This is a genomic window from Streptomyces incarnatus (genome assembly GCF_001027185.1).
In the GTDB taxonomy this organism is placed as follows: Bacteria; Actinomycetota; Actinomycetes; order Streptomycetales; family Streptomycetaceae; genus Streptomyces; species Streptomyces puniciscabiei.
The window spans coordinates 3,234,023-3,258,087 of the sequence record NZ_CP011497.1; the positions used below are offsets into that span (position 1 = coordinate 3,234,023).

Consider the following 24,065-nt stretch of genomic DNA (forward strand, 5'->3'; position numbering starts at 1 on the left):
GTATGGCCGTTACGGCTTGGGCAGGACGCAGCCGGACGCGCCGAGGTCCAGCTTGTTGCCCGTGGTGAAGCAGGCGGGGATCTGGTAGGTCTCCTCGGCGTAGTTGATGCCCTGGTGGATGGTGACGTTGCCGTTCTCGTCCACCTCGCACGGATTGTTCTCCGTGCAGGTCTCGCCGTCCTCGTTGCCGGTGTTGTTGACGGCGACGACCTTGCCGGTGGTGGTGTCGATCACCGGGGAGCCCGAGGTGCCGCCGATGGTGTTGCAGGAGGAGGTGTAGCGGACCGAGTCCTTCCAGGTCCAGTCGCCCTCCTTCAGCCGGTACACGAAGCCGTCGATGCTGCAGCTGTAGGTGCGCTTCCAGTAGCCGGACACGACCTTGATGGCGGTGCCGGCGGTGGGGTGGGTGTCGCTCACGGTGAGCGGGCTGATCCCGTAGGCGCTCTTGATCTGCGCGTACGTGGTGGTCAGCCGGTAGATCGTGACGTCCGTGTCGGTCATGGTCGAGTAGACGACCTGGTTGGCGCGCAGGGTGGCGACCTTGCTGCCGGAGGCGTTCAGCAGACCGAAGGTACGGCTGGAGGACTGGCCGGTGATGACCTGACCGGGGTCCGGGAAGCCGGTCTCCAGGCAGTGCCCGTTGGTGAGCACGAGCGCCGGGTCGCTGTCGGCGGAGTTGGGGAAGCGGATGACGGAGCCGGAGCAGTTGCTGAGCGCGACGGTGCCGGCGAAGTTGACGGTCGCCTTGGGCTTGGCGGCAGCGGTGGTGTGCGGCGCGGCGACCGCGGGGGTCGCGCCCAGCCCGGCTATGGCCAGGGAGGAGAGCGCGGCAAGGAGAGGCTTGTTCATGTGGGGGTCCCCTCTGACGACTTGGGCGACCGGAGTCTCCGGCCGCCCACTCGTTTGTCATGCACATCATCGGCACATGGAGGGGACGCGAACAAGAAGCCCGCTCAGGTCATAGGGGTTTCCCTGTACCTCCCGGCCTGAGCAACTCCACTACCGCTCCGGGGGTTTGGTGACCACGGCCCCGAACAGGGCGAGACCCTTGATGACGACGCGCGGGACGCCCGGCCTGCCGGGCTTACGGGCACCACGCCGTCGGAACACGCCGAACAGCCCGAGCCCCTTGACCTCGACGTCGATGTCGTCCGGAACGACGATCCCGGTGCCGCCCCACAGGGCGACGGCACGGATCACGGTCTCCTGGGCGGCGAAGCGGGCCTCGGTCAGATCAAGCCGGCCACCGCCCCACATGGACCAGGCGGTGAACCTGGGCGGAACGACCCACTCGCCGTCACGCCGGAATCCGCCGAAGACGCCGATCGCGAAGCGGGAGGTGGGTGCCCGGTCCTCCACCACCAGGGAATCCCTGGGCCCGGGCTCGGGCAGCCCACGTGCGGCCTGCGCCAGCTCGCCGAGAGTACGGGCGCCGTGGACCCGGTCCAGCCGGTCGTCCAGCTCGCTCAGTGCCAGCCGGCCGTCCGCCACGGCGGCCCGGACCCGCTCGACGGCCCGCTCGCGGTCCTCGTCGGAGGCGAGCACGTCGGAGTGGGGCAGCGGTTGTCGGGAGGGGGAAGGGTGAGGCTGCTCGGTCATGCGTACAACTCTCGCCCGCCGGCATGCCGACACGACTTGACGACAGGCCAAGTGACCTGGATTGGGGCCGTCGTTGGCGAGAAAGCGATCTTCGCTGGTCAGTGCGGGTGTTTCGTGGCTCCGTGACCGTGGCCCTGGCCGCCGGGAAAGGCGGGCCCGGAGGTGGTCGGGGCGGCCGTGGTCGCCGTGGGTGCGGGCGCCCGGGACGTCGTAGCGGCCGGAGCGGACGCCGAGGGGGTCGGGCCGTCGGTCGCCGGACCCTGGCCCTGGCTCCGGGACGCCTGGACGTCCGGGGAGGAGGTCGAGGGGGACGGCGAGGGCGAGGGGGAGCCGCCGGCCGCCGTCGGCGTGCCCGCGGCCGGGGAGCCGGTGTCCGTGCGGGGGCTCGCGGCGGCGGACGTGCCGGCGGCCGGACCGGACCCGTCCGGGGCGGGGGAATCCGAGCCGCCCGCCAGAGCGGCGATCGCCGCCGCGCCCGGCTCGTCCGCCGCCGGGACCGCGGGCAGCTCGCGGGTCCGGTCGTAGGCGTTCTGCCAGCCGTGGGCGGCCGCAGGGTCGGCGTACTCGTCGTAGGCCGGAGCGGGGACCGACTGCGGGAGGTACACGTTCGGCGGCGGCGAGCCGGGCGACGCATGGCCCGCCCGCGGCGGAACCGGGGCCGGAGCCGCGGCCGGCTGCCGCTCGTGCCCCGGGTGCGGCTGGGCGTCCGGGAACGACCGGGGCTGCCCCGGGTCCGGCGGCAGGGAAGCCGGGAGGGGCTGCGTTCGACCCGCGTGCGGTGGCAGAACGCCTGGGACCGCGTCCGGCGGCAGGGCCGCCGGGAAGGGGTGCGCCGGAGGGCCGGCCGGTGGGGCCGGGAGCGGCTGCGTGGCGGCCGCGTCGGGGCCGTGCCGGGGTGCGAGACCCGGTACGTGGCCGCCGTCCGGTCTGTGTCCGCCGTCCATCCCCATCCCTCTGTACCTCCCCGCCCCACTCCCGTCGCCGTGCGGGATCCGGCGCCCGGCGGCACCGCATTCTAGGGACGCGGGTGACCACTGAGACAGCCGATGGAGATATCGGGGCAAACCGATGTGTCTCACGTGTTGGAAAACACGAGCCATGAGGCATTACCGGGCCGTAAGCTCACGTCATGCAGGTGATCCAGTCGACCAAGCTCGCCAACGTCTGTTACGAGATCCGGGGCCCGGTTCTCGAGGAGGCCATGCGGCTTGAGGCGGCGGGCCACCGCATCCTCAAGCTCAACACCGGCAACCCGGCCGCCTTCGGCTTCGAGTGCCCCCCGGAGATCCTCGAGGACATCCTCCGCAACGTCTCCACGGCGCACGGCTACGGCGACGCCAAGGGCCTGCTGGCCGCCCGCCGCGCCGTCGTCATGCACAACCAGACCATCGGCATCGAGACGGACGTCGAGCACGTCTTCATCGGCAACGGCGTGTCCGAGCTGATCGTGATGGCGATGCAGGGCCTGCTGGACGACGGGGACGAGGTACTCGTACCCGCCCCGGACTACCCGCTGTGGACCGCCGCCGTCTCCCTGTCCGGCGGTACGGCGGTGCACTACCGCTGCGACGAGCAGTCGGACTGGATGCCCGACCTCGCCGACGTCGAGCGCAAGGTCACCGACCGCACCAAGGCCATCGTCATCATCAACCCCAACAACCCGACGGGGGCCGTCTACGACGAGGCCATGCTCAAGGGGCTCACGGACATCGCCCGGCGGCACAACCTCCTCGTCTGCTCCGACGAGATCTACGACAAGATCCTCTACGACGGCGCCACGCACACCCCGACCGCCAAGGTCGCCCCGGACCTGCTCACCCTCACCTTCAACGGCATGTCGAAGGCCTACCGGGTGGCCGGGTACCGGGTGGGGTGGATGTCGATCTCCGGGCCGCGCGCGCACGCCGACTCCTACATCGAGGGCCTGACGATCCTGGCGAACATGCGGCTGTGCGCCAACATGCCGGGGCAGCACGGGGTGGTCGCCGCGCTCAGCGGACGGCAGTCGATCAACGACCTGGTGCTGCCGGGCGGGCGGCTGAAGGAGCAGGTGGACACGGCGTACGAGCTGCTGACGCAGATCCCGGGCGTCAGCTGCGTCCGCCCCAAGGGCGCGCTGTACCTCTTCCCGCGGCTCGACCCCCAGGCCTTCAAGATCAAGGACGACCGGCAGATGGTCCTGGACCTGCTGCGCCAGGAGAAGATCATGGTCGTCCAGGGCACGGGCTTCAACTGGCCGGAGCCGGACCACTTCCGGGTGGTGACCCTGCCGTCGGTCGGCGACCTCCGGGACGCGATCACCCGGATCGGGAACTTCCTGGACGGCTACAGCCAGCCGTAGCGGAGAGAGTCCTGGGGACTCCTTTCCGTGACTCGACTCAACTTTAGACGAAATCCAAGCTAGGATGGCTTCCTGTCAGAGCACAGGAGGCCATCCCCCATGTACGAACCGATCCGCACCAAGTCGGTCCACCGCACGATGGCCGGCACCGCCTCCGACTTCCCCCACCGGTCGCGCGAGGAGGAGCTCGACATCCAGCTCGCCGGCCACCTCGCCGCGCTGCTCGCCGTGACCGACGAGCTGCGCGGGCTGACTCCGTCGGCCGACCTGGAGACCGCCGGCGAGCGGCTCGCCGAGCAGGTGGCCCGGCTCCGGGGAGGACGCCCTCCGCTGCGCGCGACGCCGTCCGCGGCCGGCGATCCCGCGGCGCTGCACCGGCGTGCGCACGCGCTCGCCGGCCGTGCGCTCGTGGTCGCCGCCTCGCGGGCCGACACCGCGGCGGCCATCCTCGCGGCCGAGCGGATGGACGCGCACGCCCGTGCGGGATCCGATCCGAAGGAACTCAGCTCGACCCCCTGACCCCAGCCCGGGGTCCCCTCGCCGGCCCCGGTCCGCGTGCACGTGCAGCGACGCGCGGACCGGGCGCCATACACCGCGTTGGCTTTGGCCGGATTCCTGGGGTGCGGGGCGTTTCTTCGGTGCGGTGGGTCGGGCCACGTCTCGCCGTAGGGCTTGATGTCGTTCTGCGGCTGCCTGTGGTTCGTGGTCGCTCGCGCAGTTCCCCGCGCCCCTTCGGGGCGCGTCGCCGTACACGGGCGAGGGCCTGCCGTCGTGCTCCCGCGGGGCGGGCGGGAACGTGACGACAGGCCCAGAGCCCCCACGCCGTTGTGCGGGCCTCGCCGGTTTGTCACCACGGCCGGCCGGGACGATCGCTGGTCAGGGCACGGCGGCCGGCCGTGGAGTCTTTCGGGATCTCTTTCGAGGTGCGGGCCTCAGCCCAGGCGCTCCACGAGCGCGTGGTACTGGTCCCACAGCTCCTTCGGCGTGTGGTCGCCGAAGGTGTTGAGGTGCTCAGGGACGAGTGCCGCCTCCTCGCGCCAGACGTCCTTGTCGACCGTGAGCAGGAAGTCCAGGTCGGAGTCGGAGAGTTCCAGGCCCTTGGTGTCGAGGGCCGCCTTGGTCGGCAGCACGCCGATCGGGGTCTCGACGCCCTCGGCCCTGCCGTCCAGGCGCTCCACGATCCACTTCAGGACGCGGGAGTTCTCGCCGAAGCCGGGCCAGACGAACTTGCCCTCGTCGTTCTTGCGGAACCAGTTGACGTAGTAGATCTTCGGCAGCTTGGACTGGTCCTTGCCCTTGGCCACGTCGATCCAGTGGCCCATGTAGTCGCCCATGTTGTAGCCGCAGAACGGCAGCATGGCGAAGGGGTCGCGGCGCAGCTCGCCGACCTTGCCCTCGGCGGCGGCGGTCTTCTCGGAGGCCACGTTGGCGCCGAGGAAGACGCCGTGGTTCCAGTCGAAGGACTCCGTCACCAGCGGCACCGCGGAGGCGCGGCGGCCGCCGAAGAGGATCGCCGAGATCGGCACGCCCTTGGGGTCCTCCCACTCCGGCGCGATGATCGGGCACTGCGAAGCGGGCGTGGTGAAGCGGGCGTTGGGGTGCGCGGCGGGCTCGGCGGAGTCCGGGGTCCAGTCGCGGCCCTTCCAGTCCGTCAGGTGGGCCGGGGTCTCCTCCGTCATGCCCTCCCACCACACGTCGCCGTCGTCGGTGAGGGCGACGTTGGTGAAGACCGAGTTGCCCCACAAGGTCTTCATCGCGTTGGCGTTGGTGTGCTCGCCGGTGCCGGGCGCGACACCGAAGAAGCCGGCCTCGGGGTTGATCGCGTACAGGCGGCCGTCCTCGCCGAAGCGCATCCAGGCGATGTCGTCGCCGATGGTCTCCACGGTCCAGCCGGAGATGGTGGGCTCCAGCATGGCGAGGTTGGTCTTGCCGCAGGCGCTCGGGAAGGCGGCGGCGACGTACTTGGACTCGCCCTGCGGCGGGGTGAGTTTGAGGATCAGCATGTGCTCGGCCAGCCAGCCCTCGTCACGCGCCATGACGGAGGCGATGCGCAGCGCGTAGCACTTCTTGCCGAGCAGGGCGTTGCCGCCGTAGCCGGAGCCGTAGGACCAGATCTCGCGGTCCTCGGGGAAGTGCGAGATGTACTTGGTGGAGTTGCACGGCCACGGCACGTCCTCCTGGCCCTGCTCCAGCGGGGCGCCGAGGGAGTGGACGGCCTTGACGAAGAAGCCGCTGTCGCCGAGTTCGTCCAGGACGGCCTGGCCCATGCGCGTCATCGTGCGCATCGAGACGGCGACGTAGGCGGAGTCGGTGATCTCCACGCCGATCGCGGACAGCGGGGAGCCGAGCGGGCCCATGCAGAACGGGACGACGTACATGGTGCGGCCCCGCATGGAGCCCCGGAACAGGCCTTTCTCGCCGCTGAAGATCTCCCGCATCTCGGCGGGGGCCTTCCAGTGGTTGGTCGGGCCGGCGTCCTCCTCCTTCTCGGAGCAGATGAAGGTGCGGTCCTCGACGCGCGCGACGTCGGTCGGGTCGGAGGCCGCGTAGTAGGAGTTGGGGCGCTTGATCGGGTCGAGCTTCTTGAAGGTGCCCTTCGCGACCAGCTCCTCGCACAGCCGGTCGTACTCGGCCTCGGAGCCGTCACACCAGACCACGTTGTCCGGCTGCGTCAGTTCGGCGATCTCGTTGACCCAGGAGATCAGTGCCTGGTGGTTGGTGGGAACGCTGGTAGCCGAGTTGTCGCGCGCCACGGTTGCTCCTAAGTGAGGGATTTATACCCTGGTGAGGGATTTTGTCCTGTTGCCCCGTGGGGGCTGCGACCCGGATGCTTCACGGGATGCTCATCCGGTGCCGACCGCACTCATTTGATCATCCGCCCAGAGTGCGCATATGTCCAGGGGACCTCACAGGTGAGCGACGTGAGGAAGACCACGGTTTCCAGGCCTGTTTGCGTTCCCTTTACGTCCAGGTTTGCGTCACCTGAAGGTCTTTTTGCGTTCGATCGACCGAGACCGCCCTGACACCCGACTTACGGCGCCGTAGGTACCATGCCCCCCATGACTGCGTCCGTCCCCGACGCGCCCACGGACACGCCGGCCCACGGCCGCGGTCCCGCGCTCTCACTGTCGCAACAGGTCAAGCCCAGGCTCCGCGGCTGGCTGCACCTCGGCATGTTCCCGGCCGTACTCATCGCGGGCCTCGTGCTCACCGCCCTCGCCGACTCCACCAGAGGCCGGATCGCCTGCGGCATCTACGTCCTGACGGCCTGCCTGCTCTTCGGGGTCAGCGCGCTGTACCACCGGGGCAACTGGAGCCCGCGGATGGACGGCGTCCTGCGCCGCCTGGATCACGCCAACATCTTTCTGATCATCGCGGGCACCTACACCCCGCTGACCCTGCTGCTCCTGCCCGGGGCCAAGGGCCAGTGGCTGCTGTGGGGCATCTGGGCCGCCGCCGCGGCCGGCATCGTCTTCCGCGTCTTCTGGGTCGGCGCCCCACGCTGGCTCTACACGCCCTGCTACATCGCGATGGGCTGGGCGGCCGTGTTCTTCCTGCCCGACTTCATGCGCACCGGCGGCATCGCGGTCCTGGTCCTGGTGATCGTCGGAGGCCTGCTCTACAGCGCCGGTGGCGTGGTCTACGGCATCAAGCGCCCGAACCCGTCACCGCGCTGGTTCGGCTTCCACGAGGTCTTCCACTCGTTCACGCTCGCCGCGTTCGTCGTCCACTACGTCGGCATCTCGCTGGTGGCCTACCAGCACGCGTAAGCCGCCACCCCCACCCCCCTTCCGGCCACGGCTCATCAGCCGTGGCCGGTTTCGTTTGCCCGCCACCGACTGTTTATTGACACTGACATGATTTTGAGAGCTACTCTCATTTCATGGCTACTGTCACTGACGCTGCCGAGGCGCGGCGCGACCCCCGCCGCTGGTGGGCCCTCGGGGCCCTGGTCGCGAGCATGCTGGTGCTCGCCTTCGACTCGACGATCCTCAACGTGGCCCTGCCGACGATGGCCGGGCAGCTCGGCGCCACGACCGGGCAGCAGCAGTGGATGATGGACGCGTACATCGTCGTCTTCGCCGCGCTGATGCTCCCGGCGGGTCTGCTCGGCGACCGCTTCGGCCGCCGTCTGATGCTGATCGCCGGCCTCGGGGTCTTCCTGGCGGGCTCCGTGCTCGGCTCCCTGGCCGGCGATGTGAACACCGTCATCGCCGCCCGCGCGGTCATGGGCATCGGCGGCGCGCTGATCATGCCGCTCTCGCTGTCCGTGCTGCCCGCCCTCTTCGGCCCGGACGAGCGCGGCAAGGCCGTCGCCATGATCTCCGCCGCCTCGGCGCTCGGCATGCCGCTCGGCCCCCTCGTCGGCGGCTGGCTGCTGAACCACTTCTGGTGGGGCTCGGTCTTCCTGGTCAACCTCCCGATGGCCGCGATCGGCATCACCGCCTGCGTCTTCCTGCTGCCCGAGACCCGCGACCCGGCGAGCCCCAAGGTCGATCCCGTCTCCACCGCGCTCACCGCGACCGGCCTGGGCGCCCTGATCTACGCCATCATCGAGGCCCCGGACCGCGGCTGGACCGACGCGCTGGTCCTGGCCATGGTCGCGGCGGCCGCCGCCCTGCTGACCTGCCTGGTCCTGCGCGAACGCCGGATGACCCGCCCCATGCTGGACATGGGCCTGCTCGGCCGGCGCGGCTTCCTGCTCAACACGGTCGCCGCGACCCTGGTGATGTTCGTCCTGTCGGGCCTGATGTTCGCGGTGCCGACCTACCTCCAGGCGGTCCTCGGCCACGACGCCTTCGGCACCGGCCTCAGGCTGCTGCCGATGATGGGCGGCCTGATGGTCGCCGCCAAGGGCGCCCAGGCCGCCGTCGCCCGGTTCGGGGCGCGCGCGGTGGTCAGCGCCGGCCTGGTCGTCCTGGCCTTCGCCGCCCTGCTGGGCAGCCGTACCGCGGTGGACTCCGGCTACGGCTTCACCGCGCTGTGGCTGGCCCTCGCCGGCCTCGGCTTCGGCTTCTCCGTCGTCCCGGCGATGGACGGCGCCCTCGGGGCCCTGCCCGCCGACCGGGCCGGCAGCGGTTCCGGACTGCTCAGCACCTTCCGCCAGGTCGGCGGCGCGATCGGGGTCGCCCTGCTCGGCAGCCTCCTCGCCGGCGCCTTCCGCGACCGGCTCGACGTGACCGGGCTGCCGGGTCCGGTGGCGCACACCGCCCGGGAGTCCGTGGTCGCGGCGCACGTGGTCGCCGGGAAGGTGCACTCGGCCCACCTCGCGGCCTCCGCGAACGGCGCCTTCGTGCACGGCCTGGCCCTGGTGCTGCTGGTGTGCGGCGTCGCCTCCCTGCTCTCGGCGCTGCTCGCGGCCCTGCTGCTGCCGGACGTCCCCGCGGTGCGGCGCACCGAGCGGAAGGAGACCCCGGCCGTGGCCGCCCCCGCCGCGGATGCCTGACAATGTCCCGCATGACGGCCGCACGCACCCCCAGCACCTCCCCCGCCGACCGGCCCCGCCTCAGCCTGCGGGAACGCAAGAAGATCAAGACCCGGGAGGCGATCCGCGCGGCGACGTACGCACTGGTCCGGGAGCAGGGCTACGACGCCACGACGATCGACCAGATCGCCGAGCGGGCCGAGGTGTCGCCGTCGACCGTCTTCCGGTATTTCCCGACCAAGGAGGACATCGTCCTCACGGACGAGTACGACCCGGTCATCCTGGAGGAGATCAAGGCACGGCCCGCCGGCGAACCCTGGTCCGAGACCATCCGGTACGTCCTGCACCGGGCCGTCGGGCTCGCCATGGCCGACGAGCCCGCGGTGACCCGGCTGCGCACCCACCTCATGGTCCAGGTCCCCGCGGTGCGCTCGCGGATGATGGAGAGCATGTCGGCCACCGGCCGCATGCTCTGTCAGGCCATCGGCGAGCGCACCGGCCGCGACCCGGACAGCCTGGAGGTCCGGGTCTACGCCATGTGTCTGATCGGCGGCCTCATGGAGACCTCCATGTACTGGGCGGAGAACGACCACCGGGACGACTTCACGGCCCTGATCGACCGCGCTCTGGACGTCATGGAGCACGGCCTGCCCAGCGAAAACCGCTGAGGCGCGGGCGCCGTCCCGTGCGATGCTGACGGGGTGAACGGACCCGAGATCCACGTCGAAGTCGCCCCCGCGCTCCACCTGTTCGTACCGGCCGCCCGCCGCACCGGCGCCACGCCGCTCGGCACGGACGGCGTCTCGACGCTCGGCCATGTCATCGAGTCCCTCGGCGTCCCGCTGACCGAGGTCGGCGCGCTGGAGGTGGACGGCCGCGAGGTGCCGGTGTCGCACATCCCGCGGGCGGGCGAGACGGTGCGGGTACGCCCCGTGGACCGCCCCCAGCGGGTCCCCGGCGCCCCGCTCCGCTTCCTGCTCGACGTCCACCTCGGCACGCTCGCCCGCCGCCTGCGCCTGCTCGGCGTGGACACGGCGTACGAATCGACGGACATCGGCGACGCGGCCCTCGCCGCCCGCTCGGCGGCCGAGAAGCGGGTCATGCTCAGCCGCGACCGGGGCCTGCTGCGCCGCCGCGAACTCTGGGCCGGCGCGTTCGTCTACAGCACCCGCCCCGACGACCAGCTGCACGACGTCCTCGACCGCTTCGCTCCCGACCTGAAGCCCTGGACCCGCTGCACCGCCTGCAACGGCCTGCTGAAACAGGCCACGAAGGCCGAGGTCGCCGACCAGCTCAAGCATGGCACCCAGCGCACCTACGACGTCTTCGCCCAGTGCACGGAGTGCGGTCGCGCGTACTGGAAGGGCGCGCACCACGACCAGCTGGAGGCCATCGTGGAGCGCGCCCTGGCGGCGCGCGGCTAGCGCCTGGTCACATCCCCCTTGTCGCAGGCGGTCCCGTTCCGGTCCCGGTCCAGCCCCAGGGGGTCGTCGGCGCCGTTCACCTTCAGCCGGCCGTAGTTGTTCTCCTTGAGCCAGGCACACCGCGCGGCCGCCGTCCTCCTCACCTCGGGCGGGAACACCGTCGGCACGCACACGTTGGCCGAGCCGTAGTGCCGGTCGCAGCCGGAGATGGTCGGGCTGACCTGCTGTGCGGTCCGCTTCCTGCCGGGGCCCGACACCTTGCCGGACAGCGAGTCGGCGAAGGCGTGGATGTGCGGGGACGCGGCGGTCAGGGCCGAAGGGCCGGTCAGGTGGACCCACTTGGCCACCGACGGCACTCCGCCCGGGTCGACCGCGAAGAGCATGTACCAGCCGGGCGGCGCGATGTTCGGGTTGTTCGTGACGTTCAGGTCGACGTTGTCGCCGTCCACCGACAGGGGCAGGTCCACGAACCGCTGGTTCGGGTCGGAGGAGTGGGTGACCGCCGCCGGGCGGATGAGCTCCGCCTTGGCGATCGGGCGGTCGACGGTGATCCGCTGGGTGTCGCCGTACTTCCACTCCTGGTTGATCACCGAGGTGATCGTCGGCCGGGTGCCCTTGTAGAGGTAGGGCGGGGTGTAGATGGACACGTTGTGGTTCCAGCTGCCGTTGCCGGGGTTGTCGCCCGTCGCCATCACCCGGCCGTCGGGGAGCAGGAACGCCGAGGAGTGGTAGCCGCGGGACTCCGGGTCGGCCGCGACCGGGTCGAAGGTGTTCGTGGCCGGGTCGTAGAGCGAGGACTCGTACACCGGGTCGGCCCGGTTGTGCAGGGCGCCGCCCGTCTCCAGCACCTTGCCGTCGGGCAGCAGGACCGCGGAGACGTACATCTTCCCCTGGTTGCCGGTCTCCGGCCGGGGCCCGCCGCCGAGGTCGACCGTGCCCTGCGGGACCGGCGGTCCGGCGACGTACGACGGGTTGGCCTGCTTGAGGTCGATCAGGTCGGTGAGGCGGCCCGCGTCCGGGTTGGAGTCGATGTTGCCGCCGCCGATCGTCAGCACCCGCTGGTCCTGCGCCGGGGGCAGCAGCACGGACGCCGACTGGTCGCGCTCGTCCTTGTTCTGCAACCCCGCGATCTGCGTGACCGTGTTGGCGTCGTAGTCGTAGACCGCCGAGCCCGTGCCGGGGATGTTGTTGCCGAAGACATGGCTGCCGGTGTAGAAGAGGCGGCCGTCCTGCATCAGGATCATCGCCGGGTACAGGCCCCAGTACGACCAGGTCTGGTTGACCTGCCACAGCGGCAGCCACTGGTTCTGCGCGTAACTGAACCTCTCCGCGGTCACCGAGCCGGTGGAGTCCTCGCGGAGTCCGCCGAAGGAGATGACGTCACCGTTGCCGAGCTCGGTCGCCGACGGGTACCAGTGACCGTCGTTCAGGTCGTTCGTCCTGGTGTACGTCTCGGTCTTCGGGTCGAAGATGTACGAGTCCTTGAACCCCTCGTAGCCGTGCCCGCCCGCGACCGGGTACGCCTTGTTGCCGCTCAGCACCAGCACCCGGCCGTCCTGCAGCTGCACATGCCCCGCGCAGAACATGTCCTTCGGCGTCGGGATGACCTTGTACGTACCGGTCGCCGGGTCGTACACCGCGCTCGTGAACGTGCCCGCGTTGAAGTTCTCCTCGCTGTTGCCGGAGCCGGCGATCAGCAGCACCTTGCCGTTGTTGAGGACGACCGAGTGCATGGAGCGGACCGGGTTCTGCGTGGGCAGGACCGACCAACTGCCGTTGGCGCACTGGTCGTTCGTGCCGGTGCACTGGGCCGGCGGAAGCGGGTCCGGGACCTGGTCCATGGTGTAGTCGTCGGTGGTCGCCGAGCCGGTGCCGTAGACGGAGACACCCCAGGTGATGCGGTCGGTGCCGGCCGGGACCTCCGGGGTGCGGACCGTGGCCTGCGTCCACGCCGACGCCATGTCGAGGGTCTTGAGGTCGGTCCAGTACTGCCAGCCGGCGGTGGTGTCGTGCCGGAAGAGGGTGATGTTGGCGTCCGGGGTCGTCGTCTTGTACCAGAGCCCGAGGTCGTACTGCTTTCCGGCGGTCACGCCCGGCGCGCAGTCCGTCGACTCGGTGATCAGCGCCTTGCGGTCGCCGTCGGCCCGGCGGGCCAGCGTGACCTTCATGGCCCGGGACCCGGAGTGCGCGTCCGAGGTCGTCTCGAAGCTGAAGTCGTTGTCGCCCCAGCCGGATTTCTCCCAGCAGTACGGCATGCCGTCCGTACCGGCGGTCTCGAAGCCGGGGTTCTTGATCAGGTTGGCGGCCTCGGCCGGCTGGGGCGCGGTCAGGAGCAGGCCGGCGGTCAGGGCGCCCACCCCGGCCAGCGCGGTCCGTCTGCGGCGCCTGCGATACGTCGTCCTCACACGGCTCTCCTTGCTCGGCTCCCCCGGCGGCGGGGGAGGTAGACCAGCGCCTCGGTACCGGCGAAGCGCAGGACGAACGTCATGACCAGCGCGAGCGCGGTGGCCGGCAGGGCGCCCATGCCGAACCGGCCGACCAGCAGGGCGATCAGCGGGATCCGCAGCAGCAGGTCGGCGTTGGCCAGCAGCGCGAACCGGCCGAGCCGGTCCCACCAGCGCCGGTGTGCCCGCCGGTCGCGGAACAGCAGCTGCTCGATGAGCAGGAAGTTCCAGGCGACGCCGAGCTGGTTGGCGAGGATCTCGGCGGGCAGGTAGTGCATCCCGAGGACGGTCAGCGCCCAGAGCCCGAGCAGGTTCGGTGCGAAGCCGCTGGCGCCGATCAGGCCGAAGCCGACCATCCGGGCGACCGGGGACGCGGTGCGCAGGCCCGCCAGGTGGCGCAGGAAGCGGAAGCCCTCCTTGGCGGTGGACTTGGACTCGCCCGCGAACCGGTCCTGGAAGACGAACGGCACCTCGGCGACCTGCCGGGGGCGGCTGCGGACGGCCAGTTCGAGGAGGATCTTGTAGCCGAGCGGCTTGAGCACGTCCGCCGTGACCGCGCTGCGCCGGATGGCGAAGAAACCGCTCATCGGGTCGCTGATGCCGCGCAGCCGGCGCGGGAAGAGGGCCTTGGCGAGCCAGGTCGCGCCGCGCGAGACGGCCACCCGGTAGCCACCGGCGAGCCCGGCCCGGCTGCCGCCCTCGATGCACCGGGAGGCGACGACGAGTCCGGCGCTCGTCCGCTCCCCCGTGGCCACCAGCTCCGGTACCAGCGACGGCGGGTGCTGGCAGTCGCCGTCCATGACGACGATCCACTCGGAGGTGGCCGCCCGCAGCCCTTCGACGACCGCCCCGCCGAGCCCGCCGACGGGTTCCTCGCGGTGCACCACGGCCACCGGGAACGGGCAGTCCTGTGCGGCCGCGCGGATGACCTCGGGGGTGTCGTCGGTGGAGTCGTCCACGAAGAGGACCTCGCAGGGCAGCCGCGCGGGCACCGACTCGGTGATCTGGTCCAGCAACCGCCGGACGTTCGCGGACTCGTTGAAGGTGGGTACGACGATGGTGACGGCGCCGGGCTCGGGGATCTCTACGGCGTCGAGGCCCTGTGCCGGCGCGGTGTACTCGCTCATCGCGCCCCTCCCCCGGCCTGGATCTGCCGGATCTCGATGCGGTCGGGTCCGGTGCCGAAGGTGGCGACCGGGGTGGAGTGCCGGATCGCGGCCCGCACATTGGGCAGGTCCTTGGCGTCGCGGCGCACGGTCGGCGAGGCGACGACGTAGTCGATGTCCCGCCAGCCGTGCGGCATGGTCTTCATGACGGCCGGGTCGAGGTCGGCCTTGTAGAACCAGATGGCGCCGAGCCCGGGCCGGTATCCGGCGTGCACGAGGTCCAGCCAGAGGGCGTCGTCGACGAGCACACGGGTGTCCCCCGGGTCCGCGACCTCGGTGCTGAGCCAGTGGGAGGCCTGCCGGTAGGGCCGGTTGGCGTCGGCGGTGACGGCGGTGCGGTCGCCGTCGTACCAGTGCGGTACGACGTAGGCGCCGGCGGCGAGGGCGAGGACGGCGGCCAGCGCGTACCGGCCGCCGGTGACGTACCGCTTCTCGCCCTCCGTGCGCCACCTGCGGAGGGCCGTGTGGGCGACGGAGGCGGCGCCGCCCGCGAGGACCAGGGCGAGGAAGGGCAGCGCGCCGATGATGTACATGGCGGGCAGATAGCCGTTCGGGCGCAGGGCCACGGCGGCCAGGATCGCCACGGCCAGGGCCGGTCCGGCGAGGGCGCGGGCGGTGACCGACCAGCGCCGGGCGAGCAGCAGGAGCAGGGCCGCGGCGAGGCCGCCGAGGGGCAGGACGCGGTCGTAGTACAGCCAGGAGTGCAGGACGCCGTAGGAGCCGGAGGAGCGGTCGAGGAGGAATCCCGAGCCCGGCCTGGACATCTGGTAGGTGATGCCGTCCCAGAGGGACACGTGTCCGGCACCGGGCAGCAGCTCGCCCTTGAGCAGGGCGAACAGCGGGTAGGAGAAGCCGGTCAGGGCGCAGGCGGTGACGGCTCCGGTGAGGGCGAACTTGCGGGTGTCGCGGTGGCCGTGGCGCCACATGGTGACGAGCAGGGCCGGCAGGACGACGAGCGTCGTCTCCTTGCTGAGCACGCCCGCGGCGGCGGCGAGGCCCGCGCCGAAGTGGTGCCAGAGGTGGCGGCTGGGCGAGGCGGCCAGGCAGAACGCCAGCAGCAGCCACATCACGGCGATGTTGTCGAGGAAGATCTCCCGGCTGAGGACCACCGCGAGCGGGGACAGCCCGAACAGTGCCATGCCGAGCCCGGCGGCCCAGCGGGGCAGCGAGAGCCGGCGGCCGAGGACGTAGACGAGGACCGCGCTGATGCCGCTGACCAGCAGCATGGTGAGCCGCATGGTGCCGACGGTCATCGAGCCGGGGCTGATCGCCGCGGGGAGCCGGGTGAGCAGGGCTATCTGGATCCAGCCGAGGGGCGGGTGGTCGTACCAGTAGGTGTAGTGGGCCAGGCCCCGGCCCTGCTGGACGGCCCAGGCCTGGGCGAGGTAGGTGCCCTCGTCGTCGCTGAGGGTCGGGTAGTCGGCGATGTTCCAGCCCTGGACGACGAGGATCGCCGTGAGCAGGAGGCCGCAGAGCAGCAGGTCGGGGCGGGAGGAGCGGAGCCGTGGCGGCGGGTCCGTCCGGCCGGTCGAACGGTCTTGCGGCACAGGTGGGCGCTGCGCGGGGACCTTCGCTGCGGTCACCGCGGGAAGTGTGGAGGTCACGCGGGAACGTCCTCTCGGAGGGGCTCGGCCGCGGTGAGGTGCGCGCCGACGTGCGTGGTCAACTCCCAGTCGTTGCGGCCGCGTTGCTCGCGCCAGACGGCGCGGATCGCGGCACCGGCGAGGAGGACCTGGTAGAAGGGGCCGCCCACGATGAGCTTCACGTAGTGGACGAGTCGGACCCTCAGGCCGTACTGCTTGCCGAAGTCGTGCAGCCCGACCACCTCGAAGACGAAGGTGACGGCGGCGGTGACCAGCGGCAGGAAGGTGAGGAAGGCGATCCCGACGGGCACGTCGAGGAAGAGCGCGACGGCCGCGTTGAGCGGGATGATCACGCCGGAGAAGGCCTGCATGAACGGGGTCATGAGGGTGTACCGGGCGAGCAGCCGCTGTCCGAGTCCCGGGAGCTGCCGCCAGTCCTTCTTCCGGTACACCTGGAGGAAGCCCTGGTTCCAGCGGGTGCGCTGCTTGAGCAGCGACATGAGGGAACCCGGGGTCTCCTCCCTGGTCACCATGTCGGAGTCGTAGGCGACGACGACCTTCTTGCCGACGCTGGACAGCCGGACACCCAGGTCGCAGTCCTCGGCGAGGCAGTTCGGGTCCCAGCCGTCCGCTTCCCTGAGGACGTCCGTGCGGACGAAGACGGTGTTGCCGCCAAGCGGAATGAAACCTTTCTGCGCGTGCAGATGGAGCCGGGAGCGGAACCAGAAGAAGTACTCCAGGCAGTTGCGCAGGCTGTACCAGCTGGAGTGGAAGTTGATGAGCTGGACCCCGCCCTGGACGACGTCCGCGCCGGTGGTGCGGAAGGCGTGGTCGACGTGGGCGAGCAGCTCCGGGTGGACCTGGTCCTCGGCGTCGAACACCCCGACGACGTCACCGCGGCAGTGCGGCAGCGCCGTGTTCATGGCCTTCGGCTTGTTCTTCTTCTCGTGGGTGTCGACGACGACCCGGACGCGCGGGTCCCGTGCGGCGGCCTTCTCGGCCACCTCGGTGGTCTCCGGATCGTCGTGCCCGACGATCACGATGATCTCGAAGTCGGTGTGCGTGGATTCCAGCAGCCGCTGGATGGTGTGGTCCAGCACCGCCTGCTCGTGCCGGGCGGGCAGCAGCAGCGAGAACGACAGGTGTTCGTCGCCGTCCGGTCTGCCGAACCGGGTGGAGGCCAGCACCTCGGGCGTGCGCCACGCGTGCATCTGCCACCACAGGGTGAAAGCCGCCATCCAGAACAGGGCCAGCGAGACGGCGGCGATGAAGACGGACGTGAGCAAAAAGATCCCCCCAGATCCCCGATTACCCCCTGTGCGGGCGACGGTGAGTGACCACCCGTCAACCCGCTGTGGAGAGACTAGGGGGGAACTGTGAAGCGCGGGAGCTCTTCCGATAAATAGCGTGTTTCGGAACGGTGCTACGGGTAACGGGACTTACCCGGACACCCGCTCACACTCGGACACTTCACCCGTTCACGCTTTCGCGCGTCCGCGCCGCTCACCGGCTGCCGAGCGCCGCTCGCAGCCGTTCCGGATCGGGCGTCGGCGCGTCACAGGTGAAGTTACGGCAGACGTACGCGGCCGCTTCACCGTGGTGCAGCGGCCGGTCGGCGAGGAGCGGGAACTCGTCACTGTCCGCGGTGCCGACGGCGACGACGGCACCCGGCGCGGTCCCCAGCAGGGCCGTACGGTGCAGGGCGGCCGTCCGCTCCTCGTCGAGGCCGGGTCCGACGACGGCGACTTCCCTCGGCCCGTCGAGCAGGGCCTCGGCGACGGCGAGCCCCCAGCCGATGAACCGGGGCACGCGCGGCCCGAGCGCCTTCACGACCCCCAACGCCCGCTCGGCGGCCGTACGGTGGGGCTCCGACCCGGTGTGCGCGGCATAGCTCAGCAGCGCGCCCGCCGCCGCGGTCCACCCGGACGGGGTGGCGTTGTCGGTGGGGTCCTGCGGCCGGCGGATCAGCGGCTCGGCGTCGGCGGCGGTGTCGTACAGCGCACCGGTGCCGGGGTCGGTGAAGCGGGCGAGCACATGGTCCAGGAGCAGCCCGGCGAAATCCAGCCAGACGCCCTCGCCCGTCACGGACGCGAGCGCGAGGAAGCCCTCGGCGACGTCGGCGTAGTCCTCCAGCACGCCCGCGTTGGGGCCGACCCGGCCGTCCTTGCTGGTCCGGGCGAGCCGGGCGTGCTCGTCGAGGTGCACCCGCACGAGCAGGTCGGCGGCGCCGACGGCGGCCTCGACCAGGTCGGGCCGGTCGAAGTACGCGCCGGTCTCGGCGAGCGCGGCGACGGCGAGGCCGTTCCAGGCCGCGACGACCTTGTCGTCCCGGCCGGGCGCGGGGCGACCGGCGCGCTCGGCGAGCAGCCGCTCCCTGATGGAGGCGATCTTCCCGGCGTCGAAGACGGCGTTGCTCTGCGGCAGTTGGAGGACGGACTGCCCGTGCTCGAAGGTGCCCTCGTCCGTCACGCCGAAGTACTGGGCGGCGAGGTCGCCGTCCGCGTCCCCGAGGACGGCGCGCAGCCGCTCGGGCGTCCACACGTAGTACGCGCCCTCGACGTGCCGGCCCGTGCCGTCGTCGCTGTCGGCGTCGAGAGCCGAGGCGAACCCGCCCTCGTCCGTGCGCATGTCACGCACGAGGAAGTCGGCGGTCTCCAGGGCGACGCGCCGGGCGAGGTCCGATCCCGTGGCCCGCCAGAGATGGGCGTAGACGCGGCAGAGCAGCGCGTTGTCGTAGAGCATCTTCTCGAAGTGCGGCACGACCCAGTCGCGGTCGACCGAGTAGCGGGCGAACCCGCCGGCGAGCTGGTCGTAGATCCCGCCGCGCGCCATCCGCTCACAGGTGTCCCGCGCCATCTGCAGCGCGCCCTCCGCGCCGGTCCGGGCGTGGTGCCGCAGCAGGAACTCCAGCACCATGGACGGCGGGAACTTGGGCGCTCCGCCGAATCCGCCGCGCTGCGGGTCGTACTCACGGGTGAGCCCGAGGAGGGCCTGGGCGAGCTCCTGCTCGCCGGGCGGCTGCGCGGCCTGCTGGCCGATCTCCCGCTGGGCGAGGTCGCGGACGATCTTCCCGGCCACCTCGCTCACCTCGTCGCGCCGGGTCGCCCAGGCCTGCTGCACCCCCTCCAGCACCTGCCGGAAGGAGGGCATGCCGTGGCGGGGCGCGGGCGGGAAGTAGGTCCCGAAGTAGAAGGGCTCGGCGTCCGGGGTGAGGAACACGGTCATCGGCCAGCCGCCCTGACCGGTGGCGGCCTGTACGGCCTCCATGTAGACGGCGTCCACGTCCGGGCGTTCCTCGCGGTCGACCTTGATGGTGACGAAGTGCTCGTTGAGGTAGTCGGCGGTGGCCCGGTCCTCGAAGGACTCGTGAGCCATGACGTGGCACCAGTGACAGCTGCTGTATCCGACGCTCAGCAGTACGGGTCTGTTCGTCCTGCGCGCCTCGTCGAATGCCTGAGCCGACCAAGGCCACCAGTCGACGGGGTTGTCGGCGTGCTGGAGCAGGTAGGGGGATGTCTCATGGGCCAGTCGGTTCGGCATACCTCCATCCTGCCCCACACGTTCCGGTCAGTCCTGCGACGGCTCGGCCTTTACGGGCCTTGGCCCGGTTCCTTGATTCCCGGACGTGATCGACTCGGCCGGGGACGTGCGCGAGGCGTCGGCACGAAACCCTCACCCACCCCCTGATCGTCACCCCCTCGCCATCCCGTGCGCCCCGAAGGACACTCATAGGCAACGGAGTTGACGCCGGAGGGGGACGGGACATGCGGGACGGCCATCGGGTGGACGCGGAGCGGCTGCTGGTGCGGGCCGTCGAGGAGGAGGTACGGCGCTCGGGCGGGCGGATCGACGGGCAGGTGCTGTTGTCGCGGGCGCGCGGCGCGCTGGACGCGATGGCGGGGGCGGCCGGGGAGGAGTACGAGGCCTACGTCCGCGCGCTGGACGAGGCCGAGGCGGGCCGGCTGACCTTCGGGCAGCGCTACGCGCGCGAGGGCGCCGGAACCGCGCTGCTGGTGGCGGTGGTCGCGGCGGTGGCCGCGGCCGTGGCCGACGTCTCCCTCGGCACCGGCGCCGGCACGGCCGTCGGCGCGGGTGTCACCGCGGGTGTGGTCGGTGCCGCCGCCTCCGTGGTGAAGGTGGCCGGCGCCCATCTGCCCGCCGCGCATCACCGCGCGGGCGCGGCGGGGCAGCCCGGCGGGCCCGAACAGCTGCGGCTGCAGTGGCTGACCGCGCTGGAGGTGCGGGGCATCCGCCCGTTCCTCGACCAGCAGCGGGTGCTGACCGCCGCCACGGCCCCGAAGAAGAAGGGCGGCCCGGCGCTGCGCGGCACGGACAAGAGCGCGGCGGCCCGCCGGCGTTCGGTGCTGGAGCAGTCGTTCGGGCAACTCCCGGACGCGGACCGCGCGTTCGCGGGGCGGCGGGCGGAGCTGGCGCGGATCCGGCAGTGGGCGCAGGCCGCCCGGGCGGCGACGGAGACCCGGCCGACGGTGGTCGTGCTGCACGGCGAGCCCGGCTCGGGCCGGACCACGCTCGCGGTGCGCGCGGCGCACGAGCTGCGGGACCACTTCCGCGGCGCGGTGGTCGTGGATCTGCGCGGCGGCAGGCGGGAGGAGGCACCGCTCGCGACCCGGGACGCCCTGCTGCACCTGCTCAACCGGCTCGGCGCGCCCCGCGAGCAGCTGCTGTTCCGGGAGCGCTCCTCCCCCGACCAGCAGGTCAAGCGGCTCGGCGAGCTGTACCACCAGCATCTGTCCGGTCTGCCGGTGACGATCGTGCTGGACGACGCCGCCGATTCGGAGCAGGTGCGGGCGCTGGTCCCCGAGCGCTCCGACAGCCTGGTCCTGGTCACCGCCCGCGACGCCCTGGACCTGCCGGCGGACCTGTCGGCCTGGGTGCACCACCTGCCGGTCGAGGCGCTGGACGCGGCGGGCGCCGAGGAACTGCTCGGTGCCGTCGCCGAGGACGCGTCGGGGCCGTACGACGCCGAGTCCGCCGACCGGATCCGGGACCTCACCGGCGGGCTGCCGCTGGCCCTGCGGATCGCGGGCTCCGCGCTCGGCCCGCGCTCACCCCGGCAGCTGGCCACGGACCTGGGCGCGTACGGGCCGGTGGAGCCGGTGGAGCGGGCCCTGTGGCTGCGCTACACCGACCAGCCGGAGCCCGCGCGCCGGCTGCTGCGCAGGCTCGCGCTCGCGGGCCGGGCCTCGCTGGGTGCCGCGGCGGCCGCCGCGCTGCTCGCCACGGACGAGGCCGAGGCCACCCGCCACCTGGTCGCCCTCGCCCGGGCCGGCCTCCTCGACCACGTGCGCGGCAGCCGCTACCGGCTGCACGACCTGGTGCGCGCCTTCGCCCAGGCCCGGCTGCTGGACGAGGAGGACCCGGCGGAGCGCGCGGCCGCGCAGGAACGGCTGATCGTGAACTACGCGGACCTGGCCGACTCGGTGCTGCGCCTGGTCGACGGGAACGTGTCGACGCGCTCGCACCAGTTCGGCCCGCACGGCTTCACCTCGCTGGACGAGGCGCTGCGCTGGCTGGACGACGAGTCCAGCTTCATCACCGCGGCCCTGCGGCACGCCGAGGGCGTCAACCAGGCGGCGGTGCAGAACCTGCTGGGCGCGCTGTGCGACTACTGCCTGCTGCGCGGCGACCTGTACCGGCTCGGGGAGATCAGCGAGCTGGCCGAGGCCGTGGACCAGGGGCTGCTGGTGCGCTCGGTGCAGTGGCGTACCGGTATCGCGGCCCGGCAGCTGGGCGAGCTGGACAAGGCGCGCTCCACGCTGGCGTCGGTGGTGGACCTGTACCGGGAGGCGCACCACGAGGCGGGGGCGGCCCGGGCCCTGTGCTCGCTCGGGATCACCCTGCACCACCAGGGCAACCTCACGGAGGCGGCCGCCAAGCTGCAGGAGGCGCTGGATCTGCAGGCGGCCCCCGAGCTGGCCACCGACCGGGCCTGGACGATGCACGCCCTGGCCGCCGTCCAGCGTGACCGGGCCCGGCCGGCCGAGGCGCTGGAGCTGCTCACCGGCTCGCTGGTGCTGCACCGCGAGGGCGGCTCGGTGCACGGCGAGGCCTGGGCACACTTCCAGCTCGGCCAGCTGGCGCTGCGGATGGGGGACGTGCCGCGTGCGGAGACCGAGCTGCGGGCGGCCCTGGAGCGGTACGGCCGGACGCACGACGCGCGCGGCGAGGCGTGGGCGCTGACCCAGCTGGCCCGGGCCCGGCTGGTGGCCGGCGACGCCTCACCGGCCGTGGAGAGCCTCGGGCAGGCAGCCGCCCGGCACCGGGAGAACGAGGACGCGCGCGGCGAGGCGTGGACGCTGTACTACCTGGGCCAGGCGCTGGAGGAGACCGGCGACCTGGACCTGGCGGTGCGCGACCTGGAGCGGTCCCGCACCATGTTCTCCCGGATGCGCGACGTGTACGGCCTGGCCTGCGCCCGGCACCACTCGGCGCGGGTCACCCGCGACCAGCGGGCCGCGCAGACCGGCTCGTTGCGCAACTCCGGCTTCGCCCGGCAGCTCCTGGTGGACGCCCGCGCCGACTTCCAGCGCATCGGCGTCGCCCACGGCGAGGCGTGGAGCTGCCTGGAGCTGGCCGTGGTCGACGCGGGCAACGCCCGTACGCAGGCCGCGCTGGCCCTCGCCGACGAGGCGCTGGACCTGTTCGTCTCCTACGGCGACCGGCGCGGCGAGGACTGGGCCCGCTTCCTGCGCTGCACCCTGCTGCCGTACGCGGCGCCGGGCGGGGCGGAGGTGGGCGCGGCGGTCGCCCAGGAGGAGCTGGCCCAGCTCGCCCGCGCCGGTCATCCCCTGCGGGACGAGAAACTGGCCGAGTACGTCCCGGCGTACGCGCTGCTGCTGGAACGCGGGGTCAGCCTGGAGGACGGCTGGCAGGCCTGGCGGCTGCGCATGACGCCGGACCGCCACGCCCGGGAGGTGATGGGGGTGGCGGTGGCGGCGGGACGCTGACGCCCGGGTCAGTGCCGCCGGGCGGCGGAGTCGGCGTTCTCGGCCTGCTTCTCCTCGGGGTCCGGGGACTCCTTGAAGTCGACCTTGTTCATGTGCTTGCTCATCGACTTCATCAGGCCCCACACCGCCAGGGCCATCACCGCGAAGACGATGAAGCCGAGGACACCGGGGGTGACCTTGTTCTGGTCGAGGTCGGCCAGGGGGACGAGGTGCGTCACTGCCGGGCTCACGCTTGCGCTCATGTCAGGCATTGTCCCGGATGCCCGCGAAGAGGTCGTCCTCGGGGAGGGAGGTGTCGACGAGAGACTTCGCCAGCTCGTACTCCTCCGTCGGCCAGACCTCCTTCTGCAGCTCCATCGGGACCTTGAACCAGCCGCCGTCGGGGTCGATCTGCGTGGCGTGCGCGATCAGCGCCTTGTCGCGGATCTCGAAGAAGTCCGCGCACGGGATGTGCGTGGTCAGGGTGCGTTCGACACGCTGCGTCTCGTCCCAGCGCTTGAGCCACTCCCCGTACGGCGACTCCATGCCGCGCTCGAGCATCGCGTGGTGCAGCGCCTCGGTGCGGGGGCGGTTGAAGCCCTGGTTGTAGTACAGCTTCAGCGGCTGGTAGGCGGGCCCGTACTCGGCCTCCGGGTACTTCTCGGTGTCCGCCGCGCCCTCGAACGCCACCATGGAGATCTTGTGGGTCATGATGTGGTCGGGGTGCGGGTAGCCGCCGTTCTCGTCGTAGGTGGTGATCACCTGCGGGCGGAAGGCGCGGATCCTGCGCACGAGCTCGCCGGCCGCCTTGTCGACGTCCTCCAGGGCGAAGCAGCCCTCCGGCAGCGGCGGCAGCGGGTCGCCCTCGGGCAGGCCGGAGTCGACGAAGCCGAGCCACTCCTGCTTGACCCCGAGGATCTCGCGGGCCTCGTCCATCTCCTTCTTGCGTACCTCGTGGATGTGCTCCTCGATGTACCTGTCGCCCTGGAGCTTGGGGTTGAGGATGGACCCGCGTTCTCCGCCGGTGCAGGTCACCACCAGCACGTCCACCCCCTCGGACACGTACTTCGCCATGGTGGCCGCGCCCTTGCTCGACTCGTCGTCGGGGTGCGCGTGAACGGCCATCAGTCGCAGCT

Annotated in this window: 18 protein-coding genes; 7 read left to right on the forward strand and 11 right to left on the reverse strand. The window is 71.7% G+C overall.

Annotated features, from left to right (window positions below):
- Nucleotides 1–9: 9 nt before the first annotated feature.
- From ABB07_RS14265 to ABB07_RS14275, 3 genes are all read right to left on the reverse strand, one after another.
- Nucleotides 10–849, reverse strand: a complete 840-nt coding sequence (locus ABB07_RS14265; protein WP_208899070.1) for a S1 family peptidase — start codon at nt 847–849, stop codon at nt 10–12.
- A 150-nt stretch (nt 850–999) separates the two neighbouring features.
- Nucleotides 1,000–1,599, reverse strand: a complete 600-nt coding sequence (locus ABB07_RS14270) for a DUF1707 SHOCT-like domain-containing protein (RefSeq protein ID WP_208899071.1) — start codon at nt 1,597–1,599, stop codon at nt 1,000–1,002.
- Nucleotides 1,600–1,697: 98 nt separating this feature from the next.
- The gene (locus ABB07_RS14275) at nt 1,698–2,204 is read right to left on the reverse strand and encodes a hypothetical protein (protein ID WP_208899072.1); all 507 of its coding nucleotides are present in this window, start codon (nt 2,202–2,204) and stop codon (nt 1,698–1,700) included.
- Between the two features lie 524 nt (nt 2,205–2,728).
- Here ABB07_RS14275 and ABB07_RS14280 point away from each other — a divergent pair.
- The gene (locus ABB07_RS14280) at nt 2,729–3,940 is read left to right on the forward strand and encodes a pyridoxal phosphate-dependent aminotransferase (RefSeq protein WP_208899073.1); all 1,212 of its coding nucleotides are present in this window, start codon (nt 2,729–2,731) and stop codon (nt 3,938–3,940) included.
- Nucleotides 3,941–4,039: 99 nt separating this feature from the next.
- Nucleotides 4,040–4,459 (forward strand): SCO4983 family protein, encoded by a 420-nt coding sequence (locus tag ABB07_RS14285; protein WP_208899074.1) that lies wholly within the window; start codon nt 4,040–4,042, stop codon nt 4,457–4,459.
- 413 nt (nt 4,460–4,872) lie between these two features.
- On the opposite strand, the gene ABB07_RS14290 is transcribed toward ABB07_RS14285, so the two are convergent.
- Nucleotides 4,873–6,693, reverse strand: a complete 1,821-nt coding sequence (locus ABB07_RS14290; RefSeq protein ID WP_208899075.1) for a phosphoenolpyruvate carboxykinase (GTP) — start codon at nt 6,691–6,693, stop codon at nt 4,873–4,875.
- Between the two features lie 306 nt (nt 6,694–6,999).
- Here ABB07_RS14290 and trhA point away from each other — a divergent pair, with 306 nt between their 5' ends.
- The 4 genes from trhA (at nt 7,000) to ABB07_RS14310 (ending at nt 10,789) form a co-directional block, all read left to right on the forward strand.
- The gene (gene trhA, locus ABB07_RS14295) at nt 7,000–7,710 is read left to right on the forward strand and encodes a PAQR family membrane homeostasis protein TrhA (protein ID WP_208899076.1); all 711 of its coding nucleotides are present in this window, start codon (nt 7,000–7,002) and stop codon (nt 7,708–7,710) included.
- 113 nt (nt 7,711–7,823) lie between these two features.
- Nucleotides 7,824–9,386 carry an MFS transporter gene (locus ABB07_RS14300; protein WP_208899077.1) on the forward strand — a complete coding sequence of 521 codons (1,563 nt, stop codon included), beginning with the start codon at nt 7,824–7,826 and terminating at the stop codon, nt 9,384–9,386.
- Between the two features lie 11 nt (nt 9,387–9,397).
- A complete protein-coding gene (locus ABB07_RS14305) occupies nt 9,398–10,033 on the forward strand; it encodes a TetR/AcrR family transcriptional regulator (RefSeq protein ID WP_482268570.1) in 636 nt (211 codons plus the stop codon).
- A gap of 33 nt (nt 10,034–10,066) precedes the next feature.
- Nucleotides 10,067–10,789 (forward strand): Mut7-C RNAse domain-containing protein, encoded by a 723-nt coding sequence (locus tag ABB07_RS14310; protein WP_208899079.1) that lies wholly within the window; start codon nt 10,067–10,069, stop codon nt 10,787–10,789.
- On the opposite strand, the gene ABB07_RS14315 is transcribed toward ABB07_RS14310, so the two are convergent.
- The 5 genes from ABB07_RS14315 to ABB07_RS14335 all read right to left on the reverse strand — a co-directional run bounded on the left by ABB07_RS14315 (nt 10,786) and on the right by ABB07_RS14335 (nt 19,522).
- A complete protein-coding gene (locus ABB07_RS14315; RefSeq protein ID WP_244189356.1) occupies nt 10,786–13,194 on the reverse strand; it encodes a galactose oxidase family protein in 2,409 nt (802 codons plus the stop codon). The two genes, ABB07_RS14310 and ABB07_RS14315, sit on opposite strands and share 4 nt — an antisense overlap.
- Nucleotides 13,191–14,360 carry a glycosyltransferase gene (locus ABB07_RS14320; RefSeq protein WP_208899080.1) on the reverse strand — a complete coding sequence of 390 codons (1,170 nt, stop codon included), beginning with the start codon at nt 14,358–14,360 and terminating at the stop codon, nt 13,191–13,193. The genes ABB07_RS14315 and ABB07_RS14320 overlap by 4 nt, the downstream gene beginning before the upstream one ends.
- Nucleotides 14,357–16,003: an ArnT family glycosyltransferase gene (locus ABB07_RS14325; protein ID WP_208899081.1), complete on the reverse strand. Its 1,647-nt coding sequence runs from the start codon at nt 16,001–16,003 to the stop codon at nt 14,357–14,359. Before ABB07_RS14325 ends, ABB07_RS14320 begins: the two co-directional genes overlap by 4 nt.
- Nucleotides 16,000–17,268 carry a glycosyltransferase gene (locus tag ABB07_RS14330; protein WP_208899082.1) on the reverse strand — a complete coding sequence of 423 codons (1,269 nt, stop codon included), beginning with the start codon at nt 17,266–17,268 and terminating at the stop codon, nt 16,000–16,002. Before ABB07_RS14330 ends, ABB07_RS14325 begins: the two co-directional genes overlap by 4 nt.
- A 217-nt stretch (nt 17,269–17,485) precedes the next feature.
- Nucleotides 17,486–19,522, reverse strand: a complete 2,037-nt coding sequence (locus ABB07_RS14335; protein ID WP_208899083.1) for a thioredoxin domain-containing protein — start codon at nt 19,520–19,522, stop codon at nt 17,486–17,488.
- A 224-nt stretch (nt 19,523–19,746) separates the two neighbouring features.
- Between ABB07_RS14335 and ABB07_RS14340 the strand changes: the two genes are divergently transcribed.
- Nucleotides 19,747–22,950: a tetratricopeptide repeat protein gene (locus ABB07_RS14340; protein ID WP_208899084.1), complete on the forward strand. Its 3,204-nt coding sequence runs from the start codon at nt 19,747–19,749 to the stop codon at nt 22,948–22,950.
- Between the two features lie 8 nt (nt 22,951–22,958).
- Here ABB07_RS14340 and ABB07_RS14345 read toward each other — a convergent pair whose 3' ends face one another.
- Nucleotides 22,959–23,201, reverse strand: coding sequence for a hypothetical protein (locus tag ABB07_RS14345; protein WP_208899085.1), 243 nt, complete (start codon nt 23,199–23,201; stop codon nt 22,959–22,961).
- A complete protein-coding gene (mca, locus tag ABB07_RS14350) occupies nt 23,194–24,054 on the reverse strand; it encodes a mycothiol conjugate amidase Mca (protein ID WP_208903438.1) in 861 nt (286 codons plus the stop codon). The genes ABB07_RS14345 and mca overlap by 8 nt, the downstream gene beginning before the upstream one ends.
- Nucleotides 24,055–24,065: the final 11 nt, after the last annotated feature.

Coding starts and splice junctions, on each gene's coding strand:
- ABB07_RS14265 (WP_208899070.1), bottom strand. CDS start 849: ATGAACAAGCCTCTCCTTGCCGCGCTCTCCTCCCTGGCCATAGCCGGG.
- ABB07_RS14270 (WP_208899071.1), bottom strand. CDS start 1,599: ATGACCGAGCAGCCTCACCCTTCCCCCTCCCGACAACCGCTGCCCCAC.
- ABB07_RS14280 (WP_208899073.1), top strand. CDS start 2,729: ATGCAGGTGATCCAGTCGACCAAGCTCGCCAACGTCTGTTACGAGATC.
- ABB07_RS14285 (WP_208899074.1), top strand. CDS start 4,040: ATGTACGAACCGATCCGCACCAAGTCGGTCCACCGCACGATGGCCGGC.
- trhA (WP_208899076.1), top strand. CDS start 7,000: ATGACTGCGTCCGTCCCCGACGCGCCCACGGACACGCCGGCCCACGGC.
- ABB07_RS14300 (WP_208899077.1), top strand. CDS start 7,824: ATGGCTACTGTCACTGACGCTGCCGAGGCGCGGCGCGACCCCCGCCGC.
- ABB07_RS14305 (WP_482268570.1), top strand. CDS start 9,398: ATGACGGCCGCACGCACCCCCAGCACCTCCCCCGCCGACCGGCCCCGC.
- ABB07_RS14320 (WP_208899080.1), bottom strand. CDS start 14,360: ATGAGCGAGTACACCGCGCCGGCACAGGGCCTCGACGCCGTAGAGATC.
- ABB07_RS14335 (WP_208899083.1), bottom strand. CDS start 19,522: ATGCCGAACCGACTGGCCCATGAGACATCCCCCTACCTGCTCCAGCAC.
- ABB07_RS14340 (WP_208899084.1), top strand. CDS start 19,747: ATGCGGGACGGCCATCGGGTGGACGCGGAGCGGCTGCTGGTGCGGGCC.
- ABB07_RS14345 (WP_208899085.1), bottom strand. CDS start 23,201: ATGCCTGACATGAGCGCAAGCGTGAGCCCGGCAGTGACGCACCTCGTC.
- mca (WP_208903438.1), bottom strand. CDS start 24,054: ATGGCCGTTCACGCGCACCCCGACGACGAGTCGAGCAAGGGCGCGGCC.